The sequence below is a fragment of the Nonomuraea phyllanthi genome, assembly GCF_006334985.2.
Classification (GTDB): Bacteria; Actinomycetota; Actinomycetes; order Streptosporangiales; family Streptosporangiaceae; genus Nonomuraea; species Nonomuraea phyllanthi.
In genome coordinates this window covers 182677-205665 of the sequence record NZ_VDLX02000018.1, presented here as the reverse complement: position 1 = coordinate 205665, position 22989 = coordinate 182677, and the positions used below count along the sequence as shown (strand labels likewise).

At 73.5% G+C, this 22989-nt stretch carries 24 protein-coding genes; 12 read left to right on the top strand and 12 right to left on the bottom strand.

Features of this window, described 5'->3' with window-relative positions:
• Positions 1-6 precede the first annotated feature (6 nt).
• Positions 7-513, bottom strand: a complete 507-nt coding sequence (locus FH608_RS38385) for a methyltransferase family protein (RefSeq protein WP_139635297.1) — start codon at positions 511-513, stop codon at positions 7-9.
• Positions 514-613: 100 nt separating this feature from the next.
• On the opposite strand from FH608_RS38385, the gene FH608_RS38380 reads away from it, so the two are divergent.
• Positions 614-1564: a MerR family transcriptional regulator gene (locus FH608_RS38380; protein WP_139635296.1), complete on the top strand. Its 951-nt coding sequence runs from the start codon at positions 614-616 to the stop codon at positions 1562-1564.
• Positions 1565-1651: 87 nt separating this feature from the next.
• On the opposite strand, the gene FH608_RS38375 is transcribed toward FH608_RS38380, so the two are convergent.
• The gene (locus tag FH608_RS38375) at positions 1652-1843 is read right to left on the bottom strand and encodes a DUF1918 domain-containing protein (protein ID WP_139635295.1); all 192 of its coding nucleotides are present in this window, start codon (positions 1841-1843) and stop codon (positions 1652-1654) included.
• A gap of 183 nt (positions 1844-2026) precedes the next feature.
• Here FH608_RS38375 and FH608_RS38370 point away from each other — a divergent pair, with 183 nt between their 5' ends.
• Genes FH608_RS38370 through FH608_RS38355 form a run of 4 tightly spaced genes read left to right on the top strand, consistent with a single transcriptional unit; the run spans position 2027 to position 5120 of the window.
• Positions 2027-3118: a zinc-dependent alcohol dehydrogenase gene (locus tag FH608_RS38370; RefSeq protein WP_139635294.1), complete on the top strand. Its 1092-nt coding sequence runs from the start codon at positions 2027-2029 to the stop codon at positions 3116-3118.
• An 11-nt stretch (positions 3119-3129) separates the two neighbouring features.
• Entirely contained in the window at positions 3130-3759 is a 630-nt protein-coding gene (locus FH608_RS38365) for an HAD family hydrolase (protein WP_193318857.1), read from the top strand.
• Between the two features lie 21 nt (positions 3760-3780).
• Positions 3781-4320 (top strand): GNAT family N-acetyltransferase, encoded by a 540-nt coding sequence (locus FH608_RS38360; protein WP_139635292.1) that lies wholly within the window; start codon positions 3781-3783, stop codon positions 4318-4320.
• A gap of 38 nt (positions 4321-4358) precedes the next feature.
• A complete protein-coding gene (locus FH608_RS38355) occupies positions 4359-5120 on the top strand; it encodes an SDR family NAD(P)-dependent oxidoreductase (RefSeq protein WP_139635291.1) in 762 nt (253 codons plus the stop codon).
• Between the two features lie 91 nt (positions 5121-5211).
• Here the strand turns inward: FH608_RS38355 and FH608_RS38350 are convergent, their stop codons facing one another.
• From FH608_RS38350 to FH608_RS38315, 8 genes are read right to left on the bottom strand one after another with little or no spacing between them, the layout of a single operon-like run.
• Positions 5212-6642 (bottom strand): aldehyde dehydrogenase family protein, encoded by a 1431-nt coding sequence (locus FH608_RS38350; RefSeq protein ID WP_139635290.1) that lies wholly within the window; start codon positions 6640-6642, stop codon positions 5212-5214.
• Positions 6639-7862 carry a P1 family peptidase gene (locus FH608_RS38345; protein ID WP_139635289.1) on the bottom strand — a complete coding sequence of 408 codons (1224 nt, stop codon included), beginning with the start codon at positions 7860-7862 and terminating at the stop codon, positions 6639-6641. Before FH608_RS38345 ends, FH608_RS38350 begins: the two co-directional genes overlap by 4 nt.
• Positions 7862-9034, bottom strand: coding sequence for a M20 family metallopeptidase (locus FH608_RS38340; RefSeq protein ID WP_139635288.1), 1173 nt, complete (start codon positions 9032-9034; stop codon positions 7862-7864). Before FH608_RS38340 ends, FH608_RS38345 begins: the two co-directional genes overlap by 1 nt.
• Positions 9031-9855, bottom strand: coding sequence for an ATP-binding cassette domain-containing protein (locus FH608_RS38335; protein ID WP_139635287.1), 825 nt, complete (start codon positions 9853-9855; stop codon positions 9031-9033). Before FH608_RS38335 ends, FH608_RS38340 begins: the two co-directional genes overlap by 4 nt.
• Positions 9824-10753, bottom strand: a complete 930-nt coding sequence (locus FH608_RS38330; RefSeq protein ID WP_139635286.1) for an ABC transporter ATP-binding protein — start codon at positions 10751-10753, stop codon at positions 9824-9826. The genes FH608_RS38335 and FH608_RS38330 overlap by 32 nt, the downstream gene beginning before the upstream one ends.
• On the bottom strand, positions 10740-11573 hold the full coding sequence (locus FH608_RS38325; protein WP_139635285.1) for an ABC transporter permease: 834 nt from the start codon (positions 11571-11573) through the stop codon (positions 10740-10742). Before FH608_RS38325 ends, FH608_RS38330 begins: the two co-directional genes overlap by 14 nt.
• Positions 11570-12508, bottom strand: coding sequence for an ABC transporter permease (locus tag FH608_RS38320; RefSeq protein WP_139635284.1), 939 nt, complete (start codon positions 12506-12508; stop codon positions 11570-11572). Before FH608_RS38320 ends, FH608_RS38325 begins: the two co-directional genes overlap by 4 nt.
• Complete coding sequence (locus FH608_RS38315) at positions 12505-14007, bottom strand: ABC transporter substrate-binding protein (protein ID WP_139635283.1); 1503 nt, start codon at positions 14005-14007, stop codon at positions 12505-12507. Before FH608_RS38315 ends, FH608_RS38320 begins: the two co-directional genes overlap by 4 nt.
• A gap of 86 nt (positions 14008-14093) precedes the next feature.
• Between FH608_RS38315 and FH608_RS38310 the strand changes: the two genes are divergently transcribed.
• The 6 genes from FH608_RS38310 (at position 14094) to FH608_RS38290 (ending at position 19881) form a co-directional block, all read left to right on the top strand.
• A complete protein-coding gene (locus FH608_RS38310; RefSeq protein ID WP_139635282.1) occupies positions 14094-14846 on the top strand; it encodes a FadR/GntR family transcriptional regulator in 753 nt (250 codons plus the stop codon).
• Between the two features lie 138 nt (positions 14847-14984).
• Entirely contained in the window at positions 14985-15950 is a 966-nt protein-coding gene (locus FH608_RS38305; RefSeq protein ID WP_139635281.1) for an adenylate/guanylate cyclase domain-containing protein, read from the top strand.
• Between the two features lie 114 nt (positions 15951-16064).
• Positions 16065-16544 carry a SigE family RNA polymerase sigma factor gene (locus FH608_RS38300; RefSeq protein WP_139635280.1) on the top strand — a complete coding sequence of 160 codons (480 nt, stop codon included), beginning with the start codon at positions 16065-16067 and terminating at the stop codon, positions 16542-16544.
• On the top strand, positions 16541-17545 hold the full coding sequence (locus FH608_RS51885) for a hypothetical protein (RefSeq protein ID WP_193318856.1): 1005 nt from the start codon (positions 16541-16543) through the stop codon (positions 17543-17545). Before FH608_RS38300 ends, FH608_RS51885 begins: the two co-directional genes overlap by 4 nt.
• Before the next feature lie 5 nt (positions 17546-17550).
• Positions 17551-18306: an aminotransferase class IV gene (locus tag FH608_RS38295; protein ID WP_193318855.1), complete on the top strand. Its 756-nt coding sequence runs from the start codon at positions 17551-17553 to the stop codon at positions 18304-18306.
• Between the two features lie 57 nt (positions 18307-18363).
• On the top strand, positions 18364-19881 hold the full coding sequence (locus tag FH608_RS38290; protein ID WP_139635278.1) for an acyl-CoA synthetase: 1518 nt from the start codon (positions 18364-18366) through the stop codon (positions 19879-19881).
• Between the two features lie 9 nt (positions 19882-19890).
• Here the strand turns inward: FH608_RS38290 and FH608_RS38285 are convergent, their stop codons facing one another.
• Positions 19891-20295, bottom strand: a complete 405-nt coding sequence (locus FH608_RS38285; RefSeq protein WP_193318854.1) for a hypothetical protein — start codon at positions 20293-20295, stop codon at positions 19891-19893.
• 2 nt (positions 20296-20297) lie between these two features.
• Complete coding sequence (locus tag FH608_RS38280) at positions 20298-21284, bottom strand: LysR family transcriptional regulator (protein ID WP_264372938.1); 987 nt, start codon at positions 21282-21284, stop codon at positions 20298-20300.
• A gap of 63 nt (positions 21285-21347) precedes the next feature.
• On the opposite strand from FH608_RS38280, the gene FH608_RS53230 reads away from it, so the two are divergent.
• Entirely contained in the window at positions 21348-22946 is a 1599-nt protein-coding gene (locus FH608_RS53230; protein ID WP_226900266.1) for an MFS transporter, read from the top strand.
• The last annotated feature ends 43 nt before the right edge of the window (positions 22947-22989 follow it).

Genomic DNA, 22989 nt, shown 5'->3' with positions numbered 1-22989 from the left:
CAATTTTCACGAACGGTACGGATGCACCGTCGGCCACCAGCCGGGGACGCGCGCCAGGTACCGCTCGTAGTCGGCGCCGAACCGCCTGCGCAGGTGCGGCTCCTCGTACCAGTGGACGAACGAGTAGACGGGCACGGCCATCACGGCGGCGTAGAGGAGCAGCCACGGATCGCCGAAGATCAGGGCCTGGCCGATGACGGCGCTGAAGATCGCCACGTACATGGGGTTGCGCACGTACCGGTAGAGGCCGCCGACCACCAGCCTGTCGGGCGGCGCGACCGGGATGGGCGTCCCGAACCCCTCCACGACGAACCGGACGAACGCGTTGAGCAGCACGATCAGCCCGGCGAGCGCCAGGACCGCGCCGAGCGCCCTGAGCGGGAGCATGACCGGGTCGGGGAGCGGGTCCCGCACGCGCCACCCGCTGATCACGTACGGGACCAGGACGGCGACGGTGCCGGGACCGACGAGGAAGAAGGCGGAGCTGACGACGGCCGCAGGAGTCTTGTGCATGGTTCGCTCCTTAATTCACTACAAGATGAGTTTAAGAAGCGGTACGAATCACCGTCAACCCGGTTGAATCTCCACCAAGGGGAGGCAGAAAGGTGGGGGCATGGCGCACTACTCGATCGGCGAGCTGGCCCGGCGGACCGGGCTGACCGTCAAGACCATCCGGTTCTACTCCGATCAGGGAATCGTGCCGCCCGCCGACCGCAGTCCCGCCGGGCACCGCCGCTACGACGCCGACGCCGTCGCACGCCTGCGGCTCGTGCGCACGCTGCGCGACCTGGGGCTCGACCTGCCCACGATCCGCCGGGTCGTGGCGCGCGAGGTCTCGCTGCCCGAGGTCGCCGCCGCGCACGCCGAGGCGCTGGCCGTACGCATCCGCACGCTCCGCCTGCGGCGCGCGGTGCTCACGGCGGTGGCCAGGCGGGGCTCCAGCCCCGAGGAGATGGATCTCATGCACAGACTGGCCCGGCTCTCCGAGGACGAGCGCCGCCGCCTCGTCGCCGACTTCCTGGACGCCGCCTTCGGCGACCTGCGCGCCCTCCCGGGAGTCGCCGGGGTCATGGGCTCGATGACGCCCGAACTGCCGGACGACCCGTCGCCCGCGCAGGTGGAGGCGTGGGTGGAGCTGGCGGAGCTCGCCCAGGACGCGGACTTCCGCGCCGCCCTCCACCGGACGATCCGCCACCACGTCCCCGACCGGCCCGGCGTGCCGCGGCCCGGTCCCGCCGCCCTGGCCCGTGACCACGCCAGGGACGCTCTCGCGGCCGGGGTCGAGCCCGGCGCGCCCGAGGCCGAGCCGGTGGTGGCGGCGGTGGCGGCCCGGTACGCGCGCGACCGCGGCCGGACCGACTCCCCCGCACTCCGCCGCCGGTTGCTGGCCCGGCTGGAGAGCGCGGACGACCCGCGCAGGGAGCGCTACCTCGAGTTGCTGGCGGTGGTCAACGGCTGGCCAGCCCCCGAGAGCCTGGCCCCGGCCCTCGGCTGGTTCACCGCCGCCCTGCGCGCCCGCCTCCCCGAGAACGACCAGGACGAAGGCCTGCGCGCCCCCGCGTGACGACCGCCCCCCGGCTGCCGGAACCCGGCCGGGGGGACCACCGCCCCCGGCTGCCGGGACCGCGCCGGCTGGACCACCGCCCCTCGGCTACCGGGACCCGGCCGGCTGGACGACCGCGTCGGGGCCGGGGAAGACGATCTGCTCGTGCCCGTCGTCGTACCGGACCACGAACGGCGGCGTGCCGTTCTCCCCCCGGATCTCGATGATCTGGCCCTTCCTGTCCCGTTGCCCGACGACGTGTCCGTGGACGACCAGGAAGTCACCGACGTTCGCGTGCATGATGGGTTCCTCTCAGCTGATCAGCGGCAACGTTGAGGTTCCTTCCCACCTTGTACCAGGGGAGCCGCCCCGCAAAGGCATGCCTTCCCCATCTCTGGCCCCATCTCTGGCCCCATCTCCGGCCCCATCTCTGGGGCGCGGCCGGTCGACGCGGCCCTGGTGGCGCTGTTAACGTCTGCCGCCATGCGCGCCTTCGTCATCACCGGTCCAGGACGTGCGGAGGTCCAGGAGGTGGAGCCGCCCGAGCCGGGTGCGGGCGAGGTGGTGGTGGAGGTCGAGCGGGCCGGGGTGTGCGGCACGGACATGGAGTTCTACTCGGGCGCGATGTCGTACCTGCACACGGGCGAGGCCCGCTATCCCGTACGGATCGGGCACGAATGGGCCGGCACCGTGCGGGAGGTCGGCGACGGCGTGGACCCCGCCTGGCTGGGCCGCCGCGTCACGGGCGACACGATGCTGGGCTGCGGCCGGTGCGCCCGGTGCGGCGCGGGACGGCAGCACCTGTGCGCCGACCGGTACGAGATCGGCGTGCGGCGCGGCTGGCCCGGCGCGCTGGCGGAGCGCCTCCCGGTGCCCGTCCGCGCGCTCCAGCCGCTGCCCGCCTCGGTGGACGCCAGGCTCGGCGCGCTGGTGGAGCCGGGCGGGAACGCGCTCAGAGCGGTACGGGCCGCCGCCCTGTCGCCCGGGGAGCGCCTGCTGGTCATCGGGCCGGGCACGATCGGGCTGCTCGCGGCCCTCGTCGCCGAGGCGCAGGGGGTGGAGGTGCACCTGCTCGGCCTCACGGAGGGCTCCCTGGCCTTCGCCCGCTCCCTCGGCTTCTCCCGCACGTGGACCGCGCCCGGCGTGCCACCCGACGGACCACCCGATGGGCCACCGGACGGGCCGCGTGTCGGACCTCCCGGCGGGCCGCCCGTCCTGCCGCCGTTCGGGGGGCTGTTCGACGCGGTGATCGACGCCTCGACCGGCCCCGGCTCGCCCGCGCTCGCCGTCGAGGCCGTCGAGCCGGGCCGCCGCGTCGTGTTCATCGGCCTGTCGGCGGATCCCAGCCGGGCCGACACGCGCCGGCTCGTGCTCAAGGACGTGACGGCCGTCGGCGTCCTCAGCGCCTCCGGCGGCCTGGCCGGGACCACCGAGCTGTACGCGTCCGGCCGGGTCGATCCCCGCCCACTGGTCGCGGCCACCGTCCCGCTGGAGGAGGCGGCCGCGGTGCTGGCGGGGCGGCGCCGTCCTGAATGGGGCGGCGCTCCGAAGGTCCACATCGATCCGCGAACCTGAGGGCGAGGGGCATGAAGGCGGTCGTCTTCGACGCGATGGGCGTTCTGTACAGGGACGGGAACGTTCAGGGCCGGGTGCTGATCCCGTACCTGCGCGCTCAGGGGTGCTCGGCGCCGGAGGAGCGGATCCGCGCGGCGTACCGGGCGGCCACGCTGGGGAGCCTGAGCACGGACGGGTTCTGGTCGGCGGTCGGGCTGGCGGCGCGCGACGAGCACTACTGCCGGGAGCACGTGCTCACCGAGGGCACGCGCGAGGCGCTGGACGAGCTGGCCGGCGACGGGCTGGCGCTGGCGTGCCTGAGCAACGACACGGCCGCCTGGTCGGCGATCCTGCGCCGCCGATTCGGCCTGGACCGGCGCATCCGCCGCTGGTTCATCAGCTCGGACCTCGGCGCCCGCAAGCCCGACCCGGCCCCGTACGAGGCGGTGCTCGGCGCGCTGGGGCTGCCCGCGGCGGAGGTGCTGTTCGTCGACGACCGCCCCGCGAACCTGGCTCCCGCCCGCTCGCTCGGCATGCGCACCGTGCTGTTCCGCAGCGACGACAGCGGCCCCGACCCCGGGCCGGGCGTCGGGACGATGCCGGAGCTGGTCGCCGCCGTCCGCGCCATGACGGCGGGGGAAAACCGGTCGAGCACGCCGTGACCCGGTGGCTAGCGTGGGCCGGTGCACATCCATCTGGAGACCGAGCGGCTGATCCTGCGCCGCTTCACCGAGTCCGACGCCGACGACCTCTACGCCCTGCACAACGACCCCGAGGTCATGCGGTACCTCAACGGCGGCCGGCACACGCCGCGTGAGGTGATCGTCGGGGAGACGCTGCCGACGTTCATCGCGTCCGGCTACCTCGCGGCCCTGGAGAAGCCGTCCGGGGCGTTCCTGGGCTGGTTCCACCTGCGGGCGCCCCAGGGCGGGCCGGAGGACGAGCCAGAGCTGGGCTACCGGCTGCACAGGGCCGCCTGGGGCAGGGGATACGCGACGGAGGGCTCGCGCGCGCTGATCGACCAGGCCTTCCGTGAGCTGGGCGCGCGGCGGGTGTTCGCCCAGACGATGGCGGTGAACGCGCGCTCGCGGCGGGTCATGGAGCGGTGCGGGCTGCGGTTCGCCCGCACGTTCTTCATGGAGTTCGAGGATCCGCTGCCGGGCACCGAGGAGGGCGAGGTCGAGTACGAGCTGCTGCGTGCCGACTGGGAGGCCAGGACCTGACCTGGTGCACTGGTCGGACCAGTCGCTAGGGTGCCTTCATGGGATATGACGCGCTGTTCCGCCTGGATGGTCGGCGGGCCGTGGTGATCGGGGCAGGAAGCGGGATCGGCAGGGAGGCGGCGCTGGCGCTGGCCGCCCAGGGGGCTTCGGTGGTGTGCGCCGACCGCGACCTGGCCTCGGCTGAGGAGACGGCGGCCTCGTGCGGCGGCACCGCCCGGCTGCTCGACGTGCTGGACGCGGGCGAGGTACGCAGGGCCGCCGCGGAGGAACCGGCCGACGTACTGGTGTTCACGGCCGCCACGAACGTGCGCAAACGGCTGCTCGACTACTCCGGCGAGGAGTTCGACCGGGTGGTGGGACTCAACCTGCGGGCCTCGTTCGACGTGGTGCGGGCCTTCGGGGCGGGCATGGTGGAGCGGGGCCGCGGCTCGATCATCGGGTTCGCGTCGATCCGCGCGTCGGTGACCGAACCCGGCCAGGGCGTCTACTCCGCCACCAAGGCGGGCCTGGTGCAGCTGCTGCGCACGGCGGCGGCCGAGTTCGGCCCGCACGGGGTGCGGGTGAACGCGATCGCGCCGGGCGTCGTCGAGACGCCGCTGACCCGGCAGATCAAGGACAATCCCGACTGGTACGCCGCGTACGCCGCCAAGAGCGCGCTCGGCCGGTGGGCCACGGCGGAGGAGATGGCCGGGGCGGTGGTCTACCTGGCCGGCGACGCGGCGAGCTTCGTGACCGGCTCGGTGCTGTACGTCGACGGCGGCTGGACCGCCGTGGACGGCCGCTTCGACCCGCCCAACTGAGCACACAGACAGGCGCCCGACTGAGCGCCGGCCGCCCGGCTGAGCACGAACGCCACCGGGGCCCGCTCGGCCGGGCCCCGGGCGTCACCCGTCAGGACGGGCGGATGATCGCCATCCTCGTCACGGTCAGCTCCTCGATGGCGAAGCGCGGCCCCTCGCGCCCGATGCCCGAGTCCTTGACCCCGCCGTACGGCATGTTGTCGGCCCTGAACCCCGGCACGTCGTTGACCACCACTCCCCCGGCCTCGATCCGGTCGATGGCGGCGAAGGCCGTGGCCAGCGAGCGGGTGAAGACCGCCGCGTGCAGGCCGTACCGCGAGTTGTTGACGGCGGCGAAGGCGGCGTCGAGGTCGGGCACCGGGCGCACGCACACGACGGGCCCGAAGATCTCCTCGTCCCACGCGGCGGCGCCGTCGCCGACGCCCGTGAGCACGGTGGGGGCGATGGCCCTGCCGTCGCGGTGCCCGCCGACGACGGCCTCGCCGCCCGAGGCCGCGATCCACTCGAGGACGCGGTCGGTGGCGGCCGGGTCGATGAGCGGGGCGACGCGGGTCTCCGGCAGGCGGGGGTCGCCGACCGTGACGTCCTTGACGCGCTCGGCCAGCAGGGACACGAAGCGCTCGCGTACGGGCTCCTCGACGAGCACCCGCTGGACGGCGATGCACGCCTGGCCGGAGGCGTAGTAGCCGCCGCGCACGACGGCGTCGGCGGCGGCCTCCAGGTCGGCGTCGGCCGCCACGACGAGCGCCGCGTTCGAGCCCAGCTCCAGCAGCACCTTCGTGGGGGCGGCGGAGCGGGCGATGGTGTGCCCGGCGGCGGCCGAGCCGGTGAACGAGACGGCGCCGATCCGCCGGTCCTCCACCAGCGTCCTGCCGACCTCGACGTCCCCGGTGACGAGCTGCACGGCGGAAGGCGGCAGCGCGTTCGCCGACCGGATGAGGTGGACCAGCCAGAGCGTGGCGAGCGGGGTCGCGGGGGCCGGCTTGACGATCACCGGGCAGCCGGCGGCGACGGCCGGGGCGATCTTGTGGGCGGCCAGCAGCAGCGGGTAGTTGAAGCCGGTGATCCCGACGACCACCCCGATCGGGCGGCGCGTCCAGAAGCCGACGAGCCCCTCGCCCGAGGGGAGCAGGTCGAGCGGCACGGTCTCGCCGTGCAGCCGGGCGACCTCCTCGGCGGCGGTGGCCAGCGTGACGAGCGTTCTGGCGACCTCCACCCGGCAGTCGACCAGGGGCTTGCCGGTCTCGAGCACCAGCAGGCGCTCGAACTCCTCGCGGTTTGCGGCGAGGGCGTCGTGGGCCCGCATGAGCGCGGTGCGGCGGGCGTGCGACGGCAGCGCGGCCATGGCGGGCGCCACGGCCAGGGCCTCGTTCACGGCCTGTTCCGCGAGGGCTCTCGTGCCCCTGGGGGACCTGGCCACCAGGGAGCCGTCGTAGGGGAAGGTGATGTCGTCGGTCTCCGCCGTCTCCACCCATCCGTCCCCGATGGGCAGGCCGGACGGCCATGCGGTGTCGATGGTCATGCTCGCTTCCGTTGGGCGCTGGGGAACACGTCGAGGTACGCGGGTGCGTCCTCGCGGGTCGTGGCGGCGAGTACGGCGTGCGCGACCGCGCGGCTGAACACGTCGGCCGCCGCCGCCAGGACCTCCTGGAGGGTGTCGTGGCCCGGCTCCGGGCAGGCGCACGTGGCCAGGCCGAAGATGGTGTCGCCGTCGGTCATGGTGTGGGCCGGTCTGATCGCCCTGGCCAGGCCGTCGTGGGCGACCGCGGCCAGCTTGCCGCACTGGGCCTTGGTGAGGGTGAGGTCGGTGGCCACCACGCCGATGGTGGTGTTGAACGACGGGGCGTCGTCCGGGTGCCAGGCGTGGAGCTCCTCGGGGATCGGGGGGCGGAGGTGGTCGAACTCGCCGGGGAGGCCGTACCTGGCGCCCGCGACGGTGCCGTCGCGGGGGTCGAGGACGGAGCCGACGGGGTTGGCCACGACCAGGGCGGCCACGGTGGCGCCGCCGGGGAGCACGGCGCTCGCCGTCCCCACCCCGCCGGCCAGGCCGCCGGCCCTGGCGCCGGTGCCCGCTCCGACCGATCCGCCGGCCGCGCCGCTGTGCGTGACCACGGACGGCGGGATGGCGTCGTTCCCGCCGTCGGCGGCCTCCGCGTGGGCGGCGTCGTGGGCGGCGTCGTGGGCGGCGTCGTGGGCGGCGTCGTGGGCGGCGTCGTAGGCGGCGTCGTAGGCGGCGTCGTAGGCGGCGTCGTGGGCGGCGTCGTAGGCGGCGTCGTAGGCGGCGTCGTAGGCGGCGTCGTAGGCGGCGTCGTGGGCGGCGTCGTAGGCGGCGTCGTAGGCGGCGGTGCCGAAGGTCGCGTCAGGGACAGCGCGGAACGTGCCACCGCGCCCCAGGTCGAAGATGACCGCCGCCGGGACGATGGGCACCACGCCCCCCGCCACCGGGTATCCGACGCCGGCGTCCGCCAGCCGGTCCACCACGCCGCACGCCGCCGACAGCCCGTACGCGCTGCCCCCGGTGAGCACCACGGCGTGCACGCGCGAGACCAGGTTGCGCGGGTCCAGCAGCTCCGTCTCGCGCGTCCCCGGGGCGGCGCCCCGCACGTCGACGCCCGCCACGGCACCCGAGGGAGGGGCGAGGACGACGGTGGTGCCGGTGAGGTAGCCGCCGCCCGCCCGCTGGGCGTGCCCGACGCGGAGTCCGGCCACGTCCTCCAGCGAGTTGGTGGCCCCGGGGCGCATCACAGGTCCCGGGTGAGGAAGCGACGGGCCGCCTCGGCGAAGACGCGGGCGCACCGGACGATCTCGGCCACCTCCACGAACTCGTCCGCCTGGTGCGCGATCCACTTCCCGCCGGGCCCGTACACCACGGAGGGGATGCCACCCCAGTGGGTCAGCACGGTCCCGTCCGTTGAGCCGGGCACACCACCGTAGACGGGCTCCTCGCCGGTGACGGCGCGGTGGGCGGCGGCCAGCGCGGCCACCACGGGGTCGGACACGGGCACGTCCACCGGCGGGCGGTCCACCAGTACCGACACCTCGGCGGTGATCCCGTCGCCGGCGGCGAGCGCGGCCACCCGGTCGGCGACCGTCTTGTGCTCGACGCCGGGGATGGTCCGCACGTCCACGAACACCGACGCGACCGCCGGGATCACGTTCACCTGCTCCTCGGACCCGGCGCGCAGCACGGTCGGCGTGACGTACACCTCGCCCAGGTGCTCGTGGGCCGGGTGCCGCTCCTGCAGCTCCTCCTGCAGCGCCCGCAGCCCCACCAGCAGGGTGCCGACCGCCTGCAGCGGGTTGCGGCCGTGCTGGGGCATCGCGCCGTGCGCCATCTTGCCGGTCAGGTCGACCCGCAGCCGCAGCGCGCCCTTGGCGACCGCGCAGATCTCGCCCGCCTCGGGCTCGGCCACGATCGCGCCGTCCACGTCGGCCGCCAGCCCCTCGGAGACGAAGTGGTGCGCGCCGATCATGAGACCTTCCTCGTCGGCCAGCGCGCACACCTTGATCCGTCCAGGGAACGGTCCAGCCAGCTGCAGGGCCCGGGTGGCGTAGAGGGTGGCGGCCAGGCCGGACTTCATGTCGGCGCTGCCGCGCCCCCACAGCCGGCCGTCGCGGATCTCGCCGCCGAACGGGTCGACGGTCCAGGCCGACAGGTCTCCCTCGGTCACCACGTCGGTGTGGCCCTCGAACATCAGCGTCGGCCCGTCACCGCCGCCGCCCTCGACCACGGCCACCACGTTGGGCCGGTCGGGCTCCACCTCGTAGCGGACCGGGTCCCAGCCCCACTCCCGCATCCTGGCCTCCACCAGGTCGGCGGCGGCCCGCTCGCGCCGCCCCGGGTCGTTGGTGCTGGGAATGCGCACCAGCGCCTGGGTGAACTCCACCACTCCGTCGGCATCGACCTCGATCACAACAAACCCTTCAGAGTAGGTACGGCCCGCAGCAACGTACGCGTGTAGGGGTGGGCGGGCGCGGCCCAGATCTCGTCCACGGGACCGCTCTCCACGATCTCGCCCCGGCTCATGACCGCGACCGTCTCGCACACGTGCCGCACCACGGACAGGTCGTGCGAGACGAACACGAGCGTGAGCCCCAGCTCGTCGACGAGGTCGGCGAGCAGGTTGAGTATCTGCCCGCGTACGGACACGTCCAGCGCGCTGACCGGCTCGTCGGCGACCAGCACCTTCGGCCGGGGCGCGAGCGCGCGGGCGATCGCGATGCGCTGCCGCTGGCCGCCGGAGAACTGGTGCGGGTACCGGTCGGCTGCCGAGGCGGGCAGACCGACCGCGTCCAGCAGCTCGGCCACGCGGTCGCCGGCCGGCAGGCCGAGCCCGACGAGCGGCTCGGCGACGAGGTCGCGCACGCGCATGCGCGGGTCGAGCGAGCTCATCGGGTCCTGGAAGACGATCTGGAGGTTCTCGCGCAGGAAGCGCAGCCGCCGCTCCGGCCGGCCGGTGATCTCCTGCCCGTCGAACCGGATGGAGCCGCTGGTGGGCTGGTCGAGCGCGCAGAGCAGGCGCAGCAGCGTGGACTTGCCGGAGCCGGACTCGCCGACGATGCCGTACCGCTCGCCGCGCCGCACGGTCAGCGAGACGTCGTCGAGCGCCCGCACGGCGGCGCCCGGCTTGGTGAGCGAGGTGCGGGGCCGGTGGTAGACGCGGCTGACGTGCTCGGCCTCGATCAGCGCCTCGGCCGGCTCCTCAGTCTGCGGGGTGCCAGCATGCGTGGGCATGGCCGTCTCCTGTCAACGCCGGTACGTCCTCGCACGTGGGAGTGGCGTGCGGGCAGCGGTTGCGGAACACGCAGCCGCCGGGGAAGCGCCCGGCGGCCGGGACGCTGCCCTTGATGGTGGGCAGCCGGGTGCCGCGCGGGGTGAGCTTGGAGGCGGCCAGCAGGCCCTCGGTGTAGCGGTGGCGGGGCCTGGTGAACACCTCCCGGATGGGGCCGCTCTCGACGACGCGCCCCCCGTACATGACGAGGACTCGCTCGCAGACGGAGGCCACGACGGCGAGGTCGTGGGTGATGAACAGCAGCGCGGGCGCGACCTCGGCGATCAGCTCCAGCATCTGCTTCTGCACGGTGACGTCGAGCGCGGTCGTGGGCTCGTCGCAGATGAGCAGGCGGGGCTCGTTGGCCAGGGCGATGGCGAGCATGACGCGCTGGCGCTGGCCGCCGGAGAGCTGGTGCGGGTAGGCGCGGGCGATCTGCGCGGGCTCGGGCAGGCGTACGCGGTCGAGCAGGTCGAGCGCCCTGCGCCGGGCCTGCGGGCGGGGCGTGCCGTGCAGGGTCATGATCTCGGCGACCTGGGCGCCGATGCGCATGAGCGGGTTGAGCGCGGTCATCGGCTCCTGGAAGACCATGGAGACGTCGCGGCCGCGCAGCCGCTTCAGCCGGCTCTCCGGCACGCCGACCAGGTCGTCGCCGCCGCCGTCCGGGCCGTCCAGCGCGGCCCTGCCGGTGGCGGTGACGCCCTCGGGGAGCAGGCCCATGAGCGACAGCGCGGTCAGCGACTTGCCGGAGCCGGACTCGCCGATCAGCCCGACCCGCTCGCCGGGCGCGATGTCGAACGACACGTCGTGGACCAGCTCGACGTCGCCGGAGCGGACGGTCAGCCCCTCAACCTTCAGCACGGATCCTCCTGAGCTTCGGGTCGAGGTAGTCGCGCAGGCCGTCGCCGAGGAGGTTGAAGCCGAGCACGGCCAGCGCGATCGCGAGGCCGGGCCAGAGCGCCAGGCGCGGCGTCGAGAACAGCAGCTCCTGCGACTCCTGCAGCATCCGGCCCCACGAGGGGGTCGGCGGCCGGGTGCCGAAGCCGAGGAACGACAGCGCCGCCTCGGCCAGGATCGCGATCGCGAACGACACCGACGCCTGCACGATGAGCACGGAGCCGATGTTCGGCAGCACGTGCCGCACCGCGATGGCGGCCCGCCCGCGACCGGCGGCCCTGGCGGCGAGGACGTAGTCGGTGACCATGACCTGGAGCGTGGCGGCGCGCGCCACGCGGGCGAACGCGGGCACGGTGGCCACCCCGATCGCGATCATCGCGGTCAGCGTGCCGGCCCCGTAGACCGCTCCCAGCATGACGGCCAGCAGCAGCGCCGGGAAGGCGAACACCAGGTCGTTGACGCGCATGATCAGCTCGGAGAGCCAGCCGCGCGGCGTCATCCCGGCGGCCATGCCGAGCGGCGTGCCGAGCACGGCGGCGATGCCGACGGCCACGATGCCGACGTAGAGGGTGGTCCTGGCGCCGACCATGAGCTGGCTGAAGGTGTCGCGGCCGAACTTGTCGGCGCCCAGCAGGTAGCCGCCGCCGGGCTCCCGGAGCTTGCGCGCGGCGTCCACGAGGGTGGGGTCGTGCGGGGTCCAGAAGAACGACACCACGGCCGCCAGCACGACGAGGCCGACGAGCACGCCGCCGGCCACCAGCCCGGCGTTGATCCGCCCCCTCATCGCAGCCTCGGGTCGAGCAGGTGGTAGGCCACGTCCACCACGAAGTTGATCAGCAGGACGGCCGCCACCAGCACCATCACCACACCTTGGACGAGCAGCAGGTCGCGCCCGGCGACGCCGTTGAGCAGCAGGTCGCCGAGCCCGGGGATGACGAAGACCCGCTCGACCACGACCGCGCCGATCAGCAGCGTGGCCAGTTGCAGGCCGAGCACGGTGACGACGGGGATGGAGGCGTTGCGCAGGCCGTGCCGCCACAGGGCGCCGGTGCTGCCCCGTCCCTTGGCGCGGGCGGTGCGCAGGTAGTCCTCGCGCATCACGTCGAGCACGGCGCTGCGGACGTACCGGGTGAGCACGGCGCCCTGCACGAGCCCGAGCGACAGCCACGGCAGCAGCAGGCTGCGCAGCCACTCCCCCGGGCTGTCGGCGATCGGCACGTAGCCGCCGGACGGCAGCGCCTGCGCCTTCACCGCGAACACGAACACCAGCAGGATGCCCGCGAGGAACGCCGGGATCGCGATGCCGATCTGGCTGACCGCGCTGATGGCCGCTCCCAGGGGGTTGCGGTGGTGCACGGCGGCGAATGTGCCGAGCGGCACGGCGATGGCCACGGCCACCGCCATGCCGCCGAGCACCAGTACGGCCGTGACGCCGAGCCGGTCGCTGATCTGCGGGCCGATGGGGGCGCTGGTCACGTACGAGGTGCCGAAGTCGCCCTGGGCGAGCCCGCCGAACCAGTCGAGGAACTGCACCACCGGAGGCCGGTCGGTGCCGAACTGCTCGCGCAGCGCCGCCACCGCCTCGGGGGTGGCGTTGACGCCGAGCGCGATCTCGGCCGGGTCGCCGGGCAGCAGCGCCATGAAGGCGAAGACCACCACGCCGGCCACGGCGGTGCTCGCCACGAGCACCGCCAGGCGTTTGAGCAGGTACAGCGTCACTGTTGCTTCGCGAGCGCGGTGAAGTCGAAGGACTCGGAGATGGCGTTCTTGGGCAGCCCGGTGACGCCCTTCTTGGCCACGATGAGGTTCGGGAAGAGGAAGAGCCAGTCGGCCGCAGCGTCGTCGGACAGCAGCTTGGCGGCCGTCTTCAGGTCCTCGGTCTGCTCCTGCTCGGTGCCCGAGTCGGCGGAGGCGAGCAGCTTGCCGAACTCCGGGTTGTCGTAACGGAAGTAGTACGACTTATCGGCAAATATCCCCATGTCGCGGGGTTCGACGTGGTTGATGATGGACAGGTCGTAGTCGCCCTTGGTGAACACCTGGTCCAGCCAGCGGGCCGGGAACTCCAGGGGCTCGATGTCGGCGTTGATGCCCACTTGGGCCAGCTGCGACTTGACGACCTGGGCGCTCGCGACCGCGTACGGCAGGTTGGGGATGCGCATCTTGACGTTGAGCGTCTTGCCGCCGAGCAGCTCCTTGGCCTTGGCCGGGTCGTACGGGTAGTCGCCGGTGCGGTCCTCGTACCAGGGGTCGGTGGGCGGCACCATCGAGCCGATCAGCTGGCCGCGCCCGGCCCAGGCGGTCTCCAGCAGCGCCTTGTGGTCGATCGCGTAGCGGACGGCCTGCCTGGCCTTCTTGTCGTTGAACGGCGGGCGGCCGTTGTTCATCGACAGGACGACCTCGCCGTTGGTGGTGCCCTCGACCGTCTGGAAGCGGTTGGGGTCGGCGAACTGCTGCAGCGACTCGGGCGCCTGCACGCTGGAGATGACGTCGATGCCGCCGGTCAGCAGCGCGTTGTTCATCGCCGTGGCGTCCTTGAAGTACTTCAGCGTGATCGACGACAGCGCCGGCTTGGTGCCCCAGTAGGAGGGGTTCGCGGCGAGCTGGATGGAGTCGCCGCGCCGCCACGAGGCCAGGGTGTACGGGCCGGTGCCGACGGGCTTGTTGGCCAGGTCGGAGACGCCGGTCCGGCTGAACATCGCGCCGAGCCTGGTGGCCATCGAGTAGAGGAAGCCGTTGCTCGGCTTCTTGAGCGTGACGACGGCGGTCGTGTCGTCCTTCTTCTCCACCTTGTCGACGACGTCCAGCTGGGACTTGATCTTCAGCTTCCAGTCGGCCTTCACCCGGTCGAGCGAGAACACCACGTCGTCGGCCGTGAACGGCGCGCCGCTGCTGAACTTCACGTTGTCGTGCAGCGTGAACGTGTAGGTCTTGCGGTCGGGCGAGACCTCCCACTTCTCGGCCAGCAGCGGCACGATCTTGCCGTCCTGGTCGAGCTTGACCAGGCCCTCGTAGACGTTGACGAGCAGCGCCTGCGGGATGGCGGCGCCCTCGGTGGAGGTGAAGTCGAGGTTCGCGGGCTCGGCCACGAATCCGACGGACAACGTCTGGCTCTTGGGGGCGCCGGCGTCACCGCCGCCGCCTGAGGAGGAGCCACCGCCGCAGGCGGCCGTGGCCAGCAGGAGACCGCCGGTGGCGATCCAGATCCCGATTCGCCTCATGTCTTACAGCCTCCTGGCTAGTGCACTGGTCGGACCAGTAGGCTGCACATTGCCAGTCGACGACGGCTCGGGTCAAGGGGGCTTACATGGATGGTCCGCGTTTCGAGCCGGTGCGTGCCGTACGCGCCTACGAACGGGTGGTCGAGCAGGTCGAGGAGGCCATCGAGGGCGGCACCCTCTCGCCCGGCCAGCGGCTGCCGAGCGAGCGGGAGCTGATGGTGCAGTTCTCGGTCAGCCGGTCGACCGTGCGCGAGGCGCTGCGCGTGCTGCAGGCGCGCGGCCTGGTCCGCTCGCGGCCCGGCGACCCGAACGGGGCGGAGGTGCTGCCGTTCTCGCCCGCCGCCCTGCACAAGTCGATGACCACGCTGGCCCGGGTGGAGGAGCTGTCCCTGGCCGAGCTGGTGCAGTTCAGGATGGTGCTCGACTCCTCGGCCATCCTGCTGGCCGCGCGGCTGCGCACCGACGCCCAGCTCGCCGACATGGAGTCGGCCGTGGCCGGCATGCGGGCCGCCGTGGAGGCGGGCCACGACGCGTTCGGCGAGGCCGACGTGGCCTTCCACGACGTGGTGGCGCGGTCGAGCGGCAACAAGCTCATCCAGATCTGCATGGACGTGGTGCGCTCGATCGTGCTCAAGCTGATCGCCGAGAAGATCGCCGACGCGCCGGACCGGGAGGCGCTGATGCGGCAGAGCATCCGCCACCACGAGGAGGTGCTGGCCGCGATGCGCGCCGGCGACGGCCCGCTGGCCGCCCGGCTGTCCAGGAAGGCGATGTACGACTACTACGCGGGCTACGTACCGGCCGCCGAACGCTCCTCCCTGCGCGCCCTGCTGGACTGACCCGCCCCCACCACGACCCGGAAGGGCAACCCGGCTTCATCTCTCCCCAAAGGGACGGTAATACCGGGCGGCGGGGCCGGGGCGTGCGGCGGAAAACCGTACTCGCGTTCGGTCCCGAGGACCGGTTATCTTGCGTGCGTGGAGCGCGTGGACGGGGACGGCCTGCTTGAGGCCTTTATGCGCGAGCCGCGCCGATACACCAGCCACCAGGTCGCCGAGATGGCGGGAGTGCCGGTCTACCGCGCGCGGCGCTACTGGCGTGCCCTCGGGTTCGCGAACGTGGCCGACGACGCGGTCGAGTTCACCGACTCCGACGTGGAGGCTCTCGAGACGATGCTCGGCCTGGTCCGCTCGGGCATCTACGACGAGGAGCACATGCTGCTGGTGGCCCGCTCGCTCGGCAGCGCCACCGCCAGGCTGGCCGAGTCGCAGGCCGAGATGGGCGTCGAGGCGCTCGACCAGGCGGGCGTCCCGCTGGCGGAGCGCCCCCGCGCCTGGCGGCGGCGGGCCGCGCGGGTGGTGCCGGAGCTGGCCAGGCTGCTCGTCTACACCTGGCAGCGCCAGCTCGCCGCCGCCGCGGGCCGCATCGCCGAGCAGGACATGCGGGCGGTACGCCTGGCCGTCGGCTTCGCCGACCTGGTCGCGTTCACCCGGCTGAGCAGGCAGATCACGGGCACCGAGCTGGCCCGGCTGATCGACAGGTTCGAGGGGCGCTCGGCCGACATCGTCACCTCGACCGGCGGGCGGGTGGTCAAGACGCTCGGCGACTCGGTGCTGTTCGTGGCCGACCGGTCCCACATCGCCGCCGAGATCGCGCTGCGGCTGGTGGAGACGCACGCGCGGGTCAAGGACATGCCCGAGCTGCGGGTGGGCCTGGCGGCCGGGCCGGTGATCTGGCGGATGGGGGACGTGTTCGGCACCACGGTCAACCTCGCCAGCAGGCTCACGGCGCTGTCACTGCCCGGGACGATCCTGGCCGATCCGCAGCTGGCGGAGGAGCTGGAGGGCGACCGGGCCTTCCGGCTGCGGGCCGTCGAGCGGCTGTCGGTGCGCGGGCTGGGCGAGCTGGCTCCGTTCACGGTGACGCGCGCCGCCGCGCCCTGATCCCTGGCGGCCGGTTCCGGGCGGGCGGTCCGGGCGGTTTCGGGCGGGCGGGCAACCCCGGGTCGCGATCGATGCGTCAGTACCGTCGTCAGGCTTTGACGGGAGGCGCGCCAGGTGGCGGACAGGGCGATATTCGATGATTTCGTGGTGGCCAGGTCGGACCGGCTGTTACGGACCGCGTACCTGCTGACCCACGACTGGGCGGTGGCGGAGGACCTGCTGCAGGAGTCGCTGGCCAAGGCGTGGTTCGCGTGGCCGGGCATCGACGAGCCCGAGGCGTACGTGCGCCGGGTCCTCGTGACCACGTACACCTCGTGGTGGCGCCGCAGGTGGCGCTCGGAGCTGCCCGTCGGCGCCCTGCCCGACGAGCCGGCGCGGGACGAGGCGGGCCGGCGCGAGGAGCTGTGGCAGGCGGTGGGCCGGCTGCCCGCCAGGCAGCGGGCGGTGATCGTGCTGCGCTTCTACGAGGACCTGCCGGTGGCCGAGGTGGCCGGGATCCTCCGCTGCCAGGAGGGCACGGTCAAGAGCCAGACCGCCAAGGCGCTGGCCAAGCTGCGCGTGGACGAGTCGATCGTGAAGGAGCTGCACCGATGACCGCGCAAGACCTGCGTGACGTCCTGCGGGAGCGGGCCGAGGCCGCGTCGCCCGCCAACCCGTACCGGCACGAGCACGTCCGCGCCCGCATCCGGCGGACCCGGGTGCGCCGGCGCGCCGCGGCCGGGGCCACGGTGGCGGCGCTGGTGCTCGGCGCGTCGGTGGTCCCCGGCGTGACGGAGCAGCGGCAGCGCGAGACGACTGCCATCGCCGGGGCGGCGGCCGAGCTGCCCGAGCGGTTCACGGCGCACGACGGCACCGAGTACCGCCGCCTGGCCTCCGGCGTCCTCCGGGCGAAGGGCGAGGGCAAGGCGTCGTTCACGGTGCCGGTCTCCGGCAGGCCGCTGGACGTGGCGGTGGAGTGCGCGGGCGGCGGACCGGTCGGCCCCGTCCCGGACGTCACCGTCAACGGTAACCGCACCGACGGCCCGGCCTTCTGGTCCTGCTCGGACGGCATGAGCCTGCGCCCCGTGACCGTCCCCCCCGACGTCACCGAGGTCACCGTCACGCTGACCTACGAACCCGGCTGTGACGTGGTCGAACGGGACGGGCCGTGCCGGCCCACCGCCGCCGAACGGCCGGATCTGGACCTCGCGGTCTACGAGTGGACGCCGCCCGCCCAGCCGGTCGAACCCGCCCCCATCGGTGACGACGCCCCCGTGCGGTATCGCGACATGACGCCGGCCGGTTCGGCGACGGGCGTGTGGCCGCGCGACTCCTCCTTCACGTTCGAGGCCGAGAGCCGGACGGGGAAGGTGGCGGTCAACCAGGTCTGCAGGGGCGATCTGGCCGGCCGGATGTGGTTCAGGTACCTGGTCGGCGGCGAGGAGAAGACCCTGGCGGCGACCTGCCCCGACCGGGGCAGCGGCCGGTATCCCATGGCACCGGTCGAGTTCCTGGTCCCCAAGGGGAAGCGGGTGACGATCAACGGGCGGCTCGGGATGTGGGGGGAGCACACCAACCGGCCGGTCCGCTGGTCGTTGACCCTATACGTAGAGTAGATCGCGTGACGGAACGCGCGGCCCTCGAGGGCAGACTGGTCGACGCCGACGCGCGCCTGCTGTTCGGGGCGCGCTACGGCCATTTCACGTCCATGCAGGTCAGGGATCGCCGGGTGCGCGGGCTGGACCTGCACGTCGAGCGCCTCGAGGCGGCCAACGCGGAGCTGTTCGGCGTGCCGCTCGACCGCGCGGCGGTGCTCGCCTCCATCCGGGCCGCGCTCGGCGACGACGTGCGCGACGCGACCGTGCGCGTCTACGTCGTGGAGGACGGCCGGCCCCGCGTGGTCGCGGTCTGCGTCCCGCCCTGCGAGGCGCCCGCCCGGCCGCAGAGCGTCAAGCCGGTCGCCTACCAGCGCTTCCTGCCGCACATCAAGCAGGCGTCCGGCATGATGCAGGTCCACGTCAGGCGGCAGGTCCAGCGGGAGGGCTTCGACGAGGCGCTGCTCACCACCGGCGACGGCCTGATCAGCGAGGGCGCGATCACCAACCTGGGGGGCTTCGCCGGCGGCCGGCTGGTCTGGCCGGACGCGCCGATGCTCCATGGCACCACGATGCGGCTGCTGGAGCGGATGGACGTCCCGCAGGAGCGCCGGCCGCTGCGCCCCGCCGACCTGGCGGGCTTCGACCAGGTCTTCCTCTGCAACTCCTGGGGCGTGTGGCCGGTCGGCCGGGTCGGCGACGTGGCGCTGCCTCAGGACGGCGCGCTGATGGCCCGTCTGATCGACTACTACGACCGAATTGTGAGTGATCCTCTGGATTGAGCGGTTTATCGGGGTACGATCGCCCAAATCGTTCTGCGATCGCAAGGGAAATCCCGCATGACGACTCGCCGGCACGCCCTCGGTGATCTTCTTCGCCGCACCGCCGCCCGCCATCCCGCCAAGACCGCCGTCGTCTACGGCGGGCTGCGGCAGAGCTACGCCGACCTCGACCTCGCCGTGAACCGCACCGCCAACGCGCTGGCCGCGCGCGGCGTCGGCAAGGGCGACCGGTTCGCCGTCCTCAGCCACAACAACCACGCGTTCGTGGTGGCGTACTTCGCGCTGGCGCGGCTCGGCGCGATCTCCGTACCGATCAACTTCATGCTGGGACCCGGCGAGGTGGCGTACATCCTGGAGCATTCCGGCGCGACCGGGATGCTCGTGGAGGAGGCGCTGCTGCCGGTGGCCGAGGCCGCCGTGAGCCCCCAGGTCAGGGTGCGGGGCGTGATCGGCTCCGCGGACGGCTGGGAGTCGTTCGAGGACTGGACGGCGTCCGGCGACGCGTCGGAGCCGGAGGTGGACATCGCCGACGACGACCCGATCCAGCTCATGTACACCAGCGGCACCGAGTCACGCCCCAAGGGCGCCATGCTGTCGAGCCGCGGCCTGATCGCCCAGTACGTGACCTGCGTGGTCGACGGCGAGATGAGCCACCACGACGTCGAGGCGCACGCCCTGCCCCTCTATCACTGCGCCCAGCTCCACTGCTTCCTGACGCCCGGCATCTACCTCGGCGCCACCAACATCATCCTGCCCGCGCCCACCCCCGCCGCGATCCTGGCCACGATCGAGGGCGAGCGCGTCACCAAGCTGTTCTGCCCGCCCACCGTCTGGATCGGCCTGCTGCGCCACCCCGACTTCGACCGCCGCGACCTGTCGTCCCTGCGCAAGGGCTACTACGGCGCCTCGATCATGCCGGTGGAGGTGCTGAAGGAGCTGTCCGTACGGCTGCCCGACGTGCGGCTGTTCAACTTCTACGGCCAGACCGAGATGGCCCCGGTCGCCACCATCCTCGGCCCGGACGAGCAGCTCACCCGGCTCGGCTCGGCCGGCCGGGCCGCGCTCAACGTCGAGACCAGGATCGTCGACGACGAGGACCGCCCCGTGCCGCCCGGCGTGGTCGGGGAGATCGTCCACCGCAGCCCGCACGCCATGCTCGGCTACTGGAACGACCCCGCCAAGACCGCGGAGGCGTTCAGGGGCGGCTGGTTCCACAGCGGCGACCTCGGCGTCATGGACGCCGACGGCTACCTGTCCGTGGTGGACAGGAAGAAGGACATGATCAAGTCGGGCGGCGAGAACGTGGCCAGCCGCGAGGTGGAGGAGGCCGTCTACGAGCACCCCGCGGTCGCGGAGGCGGCCGTCTTCGGGGTGCCCGACGAGCGGTGGATCGAGGCGGTGACGGCCGCCGTGGTCCTGCGTGAAGGGGCGAAGCTGACCGAGGGCGAGCTGATCGCGTTCCTGCGGGAGCGGCTGGCGGCCTTCAAGACGCCCAAGCGGGTGGCGTTCGTGTCCGCCCTGCCGAAGAACGCCTCGGGCAAGGTGCTCAAGCGGGAGCTCCGCGACGCGTTCTGACCCCGTCTCTCACCGGCGCGCCGCTCCAGGCGGCGGCGAAGAGGCCGACCCGTTCGGGGGCGTCGCGCATGCGCCCCCGGGCGCGGGCGGGCGGCGGTCGAGGGCCTGGCACCACTTGACCGCGACGGCCGCCACCTGGATCAGCTCGGCGCGCAACCGCTCAGGGTCCGTCTCGGCGAACGCCTCCAGCACCTCCTCCGCCAGGACGTGCCGCCAGGTGAGCGCCCCGTCCCTGGCCGCCGCCTCCGTCTCGCACCTGGCCCGGTCGGACTCGGCCACGGTCCCCTCTCCGCCGGTGCCGTCGGGCAGGATCTGCATGCCCCACCTCGCGTCCTGCGCCGCCCGCTCGGCCGCCACGTCGCCGAGCACCCTCGCCAGCGACCCCGCCACGCCCGCATCGCCATCGTCTGTCATGGTCACCAGTCTGACGCCGTCCGGGGCCCCTCAGGTGCGGCGGTGGGGCGGAAGCCGGGGCCGAGGTCGGTGGTGCCCGAGCAGGCGTGCTCCCTGAAGGCCCGTACGGCCGGCGTCAGGCGTGCCCCCGCGCACCAGCTCACCCCGATCGTCCGGAACACCGGCGGGGACAGCGGGATCTCCACCACCCCGGACGCGGGCCCGGAGGGCGCCGTAGGGAGACCGGACCTGGGCAGGATCGCCACGCCGAGCCCCGCCGCCACGAGCCCCCGCACGGTCTCCGACTCCTGCCCCTCGAAGGCGATCCTCGGCTCGAACCCCGCCGCCGCGCACAGGTCGTCGGTGATCTGGCGCAGCCCGTACCCGGGCTCCAGCGTCACCAGCTCCTCCCCCGCCAGCTCCCCTGCCCGGATCCGGGCCCGTGCGGCGAAGCGGTGGGAGGGCGGCACCGACAGCACCAGTTCCTGGTCGGCCAGCGCGGTGCCGGCGAGTCCCGGGTCGTCCAGCGGCATGGGCGCCACGAACACCAGGTCGACCGCGCCCTCGCGCAGCGCCGCGAGCATGTCCTGGCGCGAGCCCTGGACCAGGGTGAAGCGCACGCCGGGGTGGCTCCGGCGGAAGCCGCGGATGAGGGACGGCACGAGCGTGCGGCCCAGGAGGTGGAGGAAGCCGAGGACGACGCGGCCGGTGGCGGGATCGATCTCCTCGCGCACCTCGCGGGCGGCGGCGGCCAGGTGGGTGAGGGCGTGGGTGGAGGCGGCGGCCAGCGTACGGCCGGCCCTGGTGAGGCGGATGCCGCGGCCTGAGGGGACGACGAGGGGCGCGCCCACCAGGTCCGCCAGTGCGGCGAGGCGGCGGCTGGCCGTGGGCTGGGGGACGCCGAGCAGTTCGGCGGCGCGCGTCACGTGGCCGGTCTCGCCCACGGCGGCCAGGAGTGCCAGGGCGGGAGCCAGGCGCGCGGCCAGCTCTTCATCCGATTCATCCACCACAGTATGAATTATCGCCCATATCCGCATTAGACGTATTTATTAGCCTTGCTTAGCGTTGCCGGTGTGGTGGTCATCGACGCTCCTCCGGTCCGGGACACGCGGCGGGTCAGTGCGGCCGTGGCGGCGGCGGGGGTGTCGTCGTTCGCACTCCTGTACGTGCCCCAGCCCCTCCTCCCCCAGCTCGCCGCGGCCTTCCGGCTGGATCCCGGCAGCGCTTCGCTCGCCATCGGGGTGGCGACGGGCGCGCTGGCCGTGGCCGTGCTGCCGGTCGCCTGGCTGGCCGGCCGGGTGGGGCGGCGGCGCGTGATCCTCTGGTCCGTGGTGCTCTCCGCGGTGATCGGGCTGCTGCTGCCGCTGGCGCCGTCCTTTCCCGTCCTGCTCGTGATGCGGGCGGTCCAGGGCGTGGCGATCGCGGGGTTCGCCGGGGTGGCGGCGGCGTACCTGGCGGACGCGGTCGGTACGGCGCGGCTCACCGGCGCGGTGGGGGCCATGATCGCGGGCAACTCGGTGGGCGGGATGCTGGGGCGGCTCGGCGCCGGTTTCGCCGCCGAGCCGATGGGGTGGCACGGGGCGCTGCTGGTGGTCGCCGGGGTGTCGGCCCTGTGCGCCCTCTTCACGGCCCTGACCCTCCCGCGCACCACGGGCCGCCCGCACGGCACCCAGGCCCGCGACCCGAACGCACCCGACCTCGACACCACACGCCCGACCCACTCGTCGGAGCACGACGCCGACGCCGAGAGCCGGTCACACGCGCCGAAGCACGACATCGACGCCATGCACCCAACCCACCCGGCGAAGCGCGACATCGACGCCATGCGCCGGTCCTACGCGCCGGAGCACGCTGCCGACGCTGAGGGTCGGCAGCACCCGCTGAAGCGCGATATCGACGCCGTGCACCGGACCCACCCGGCGAAGCGCGATGCCGACGTCATGGGCCGGTCGCACCCGGCGAGGCACGAGGTCGACGCCACGACGAGCCAGGTGCGCGGCCGCGCACCGGAGGCCGGCGCTTCCGGCCGCCAGGTGAGCGGGAGCGGCGGCGGGGAGGCGCGCCACGGGGAGGCGGCGGCGCGGCGGACGGCCGGGCTGGTCGCGCCCTTCGCGGTGGGCGCGCTCGCCATGGGGGCGTTCGTCGCGCTCTACAACGCCGCCGGCTTCCGCCTGACCGCCCCGCCCCTCGACCTCACCCCGGCCGCCGCCTCCCTGGTCTTCCTCGCCTACGCCATGGGCACCGCGTCGTCGGCCGCCGCCGGTCGCGTGGCGGGCCGCCTGGGGCGTACGAAGGCGCTGGTCGCGGCGCTGCTGGTGACGGCGGCGGGCTCCGTGCTCACCGTCCACCCGTCGCTCCCCATGGTGGCGGCCGGGTTCGCCGTGCTGACCGCGGGGTTCTTCGCCGCGCACGCCATCGCCAACGCCTGGGTCACCGCCGAGGCGGCCCCGCGCGTCCGCGGGCGCGCCGCCGGCGTCTACACGCTCTGCTACTACCTGGGCAGCGGGGTGGGCGGCACGGCGGGCAGCGTCGTGTACGGGCACGCGGGCTGGACCTGGCTCATCGCGCTCACCTCGGCCTGGCTGCTGCTGGCGGTCGCCGCCGTCCTCCTGACCGGCCGGAGCGTCATACCGCGCCGGGTGACGGCTCCGGCCACCGTGCTCCACCGCTGACGGAGGCCGGGAGGAGGCCGGGGAGGGACGAAGGCCAGGAGGA

Bases quoted from the DNA above. Each gene is read 5' to 3' on its own strand.
- FH608_RS38345 (WP_139635289.1), bottom strand. From the start codon at position 7,862: ATGCGCCCCGGGGCCACCAACTCGCTGGAGGACGTGGCCGGACTCCGC.
- FH608_RS38285 (WP_193318854.1), bottom strand. From the start codon at position 20,295: ATGACAGACGATGGCGATGCGGGCGTGGCGGGGTCGCTGGCGAGGGTG.
- FH608_RS38350 (WP_139635290.1), bottom strand. From the start codon at position 6,642: ATGACCATCGACACCGCATGGCCGTCCGGCCTGCCCATCGGGGACGGA.
- FH608_RS51885 (WP_193318856.1), top strand. From the start codon at position 16,541: ATGACCGCGCAAGACCTGCGTGACGTCCTGCGGGAGCGGGCCGAGGCC.
- FH608_RS38370 (WP_139635294.1), top strand. From the start codon at position 2,027: ATGCGCGCCTTCGTCATCACCGGTCCAGGACGTGCGGAGGTCCAGGAG.
- FH608_RS38325 (WP_139635285.1), bottom strand. From the start codon at position 11,573: ATGAGGGGGCGGATCAACGCCGGGCTGGTGGCCGGCGGCGTGCTCGTC.
- FH608_RS38365 (WP_193318857.1), top strand. From the start codon at position 3,130: ATGAAGGCGGTCGTCTTCGACGCGATGGGCGTTCTGTACAGGGACGGG.
- FH608_RS38315 (WP_139635283.1), bottom strand. From the start codon at position 14,007: ATGAGGCGAATCGGGATCTGGATCGCCACCGGCGGTCTCCTGCTGGCC.
- FH608_RS38380 (WP_139635296.1), top strand. From the start codon at position 614: ATGGCGCACTACTCGATCGGCGAGCTGGCCCGGCGGACCGGGCTGACC.
- FH608_RS38385 (WP_139635297.1), bottom strand. From the start codon at position 513: ATGCACAAGACTCCTGCGGCCGTCGTCAGCTCCGCCTTCTTCCTCGTC.
- FH608_RS38290 (WP_139635278.1), top strand. From the start codon at position 18,364: ATGACGACTCGCCGGCACGCCCTCGGTGATCTTCTTCGCCGCACCGCC.
- FH608_RS38335 (WP_139635287.1), bottom strand. From the start codon at position 9,855: ATGCCCACGCATGCTGGCACCCCGCAGACTGAGGAGCCGGCCGAGGCG.
- FH608_RS38355 (WP_139635291.1), top strand. From the start codon at position 4,359: ATGGGATATGACGCGCTGTTCCGCCTGGATGGTCGGCGGGCCGTGGTG.
- FH608_RS38375 (WP_139635295.1), bottom strand. From the start codon at position 1,843: ATGCACGCGAACGTCGGTGACTTCCTGGTCGTCCACGGACACGTCGTC.
- FH608_RS38310 (WP_139635282.1), top strand. From the start codon at position 14,094: ATGGATGGTCCGCGTTTCGAGCCGGTGCGTGCCGTACGCGCCTACGAA.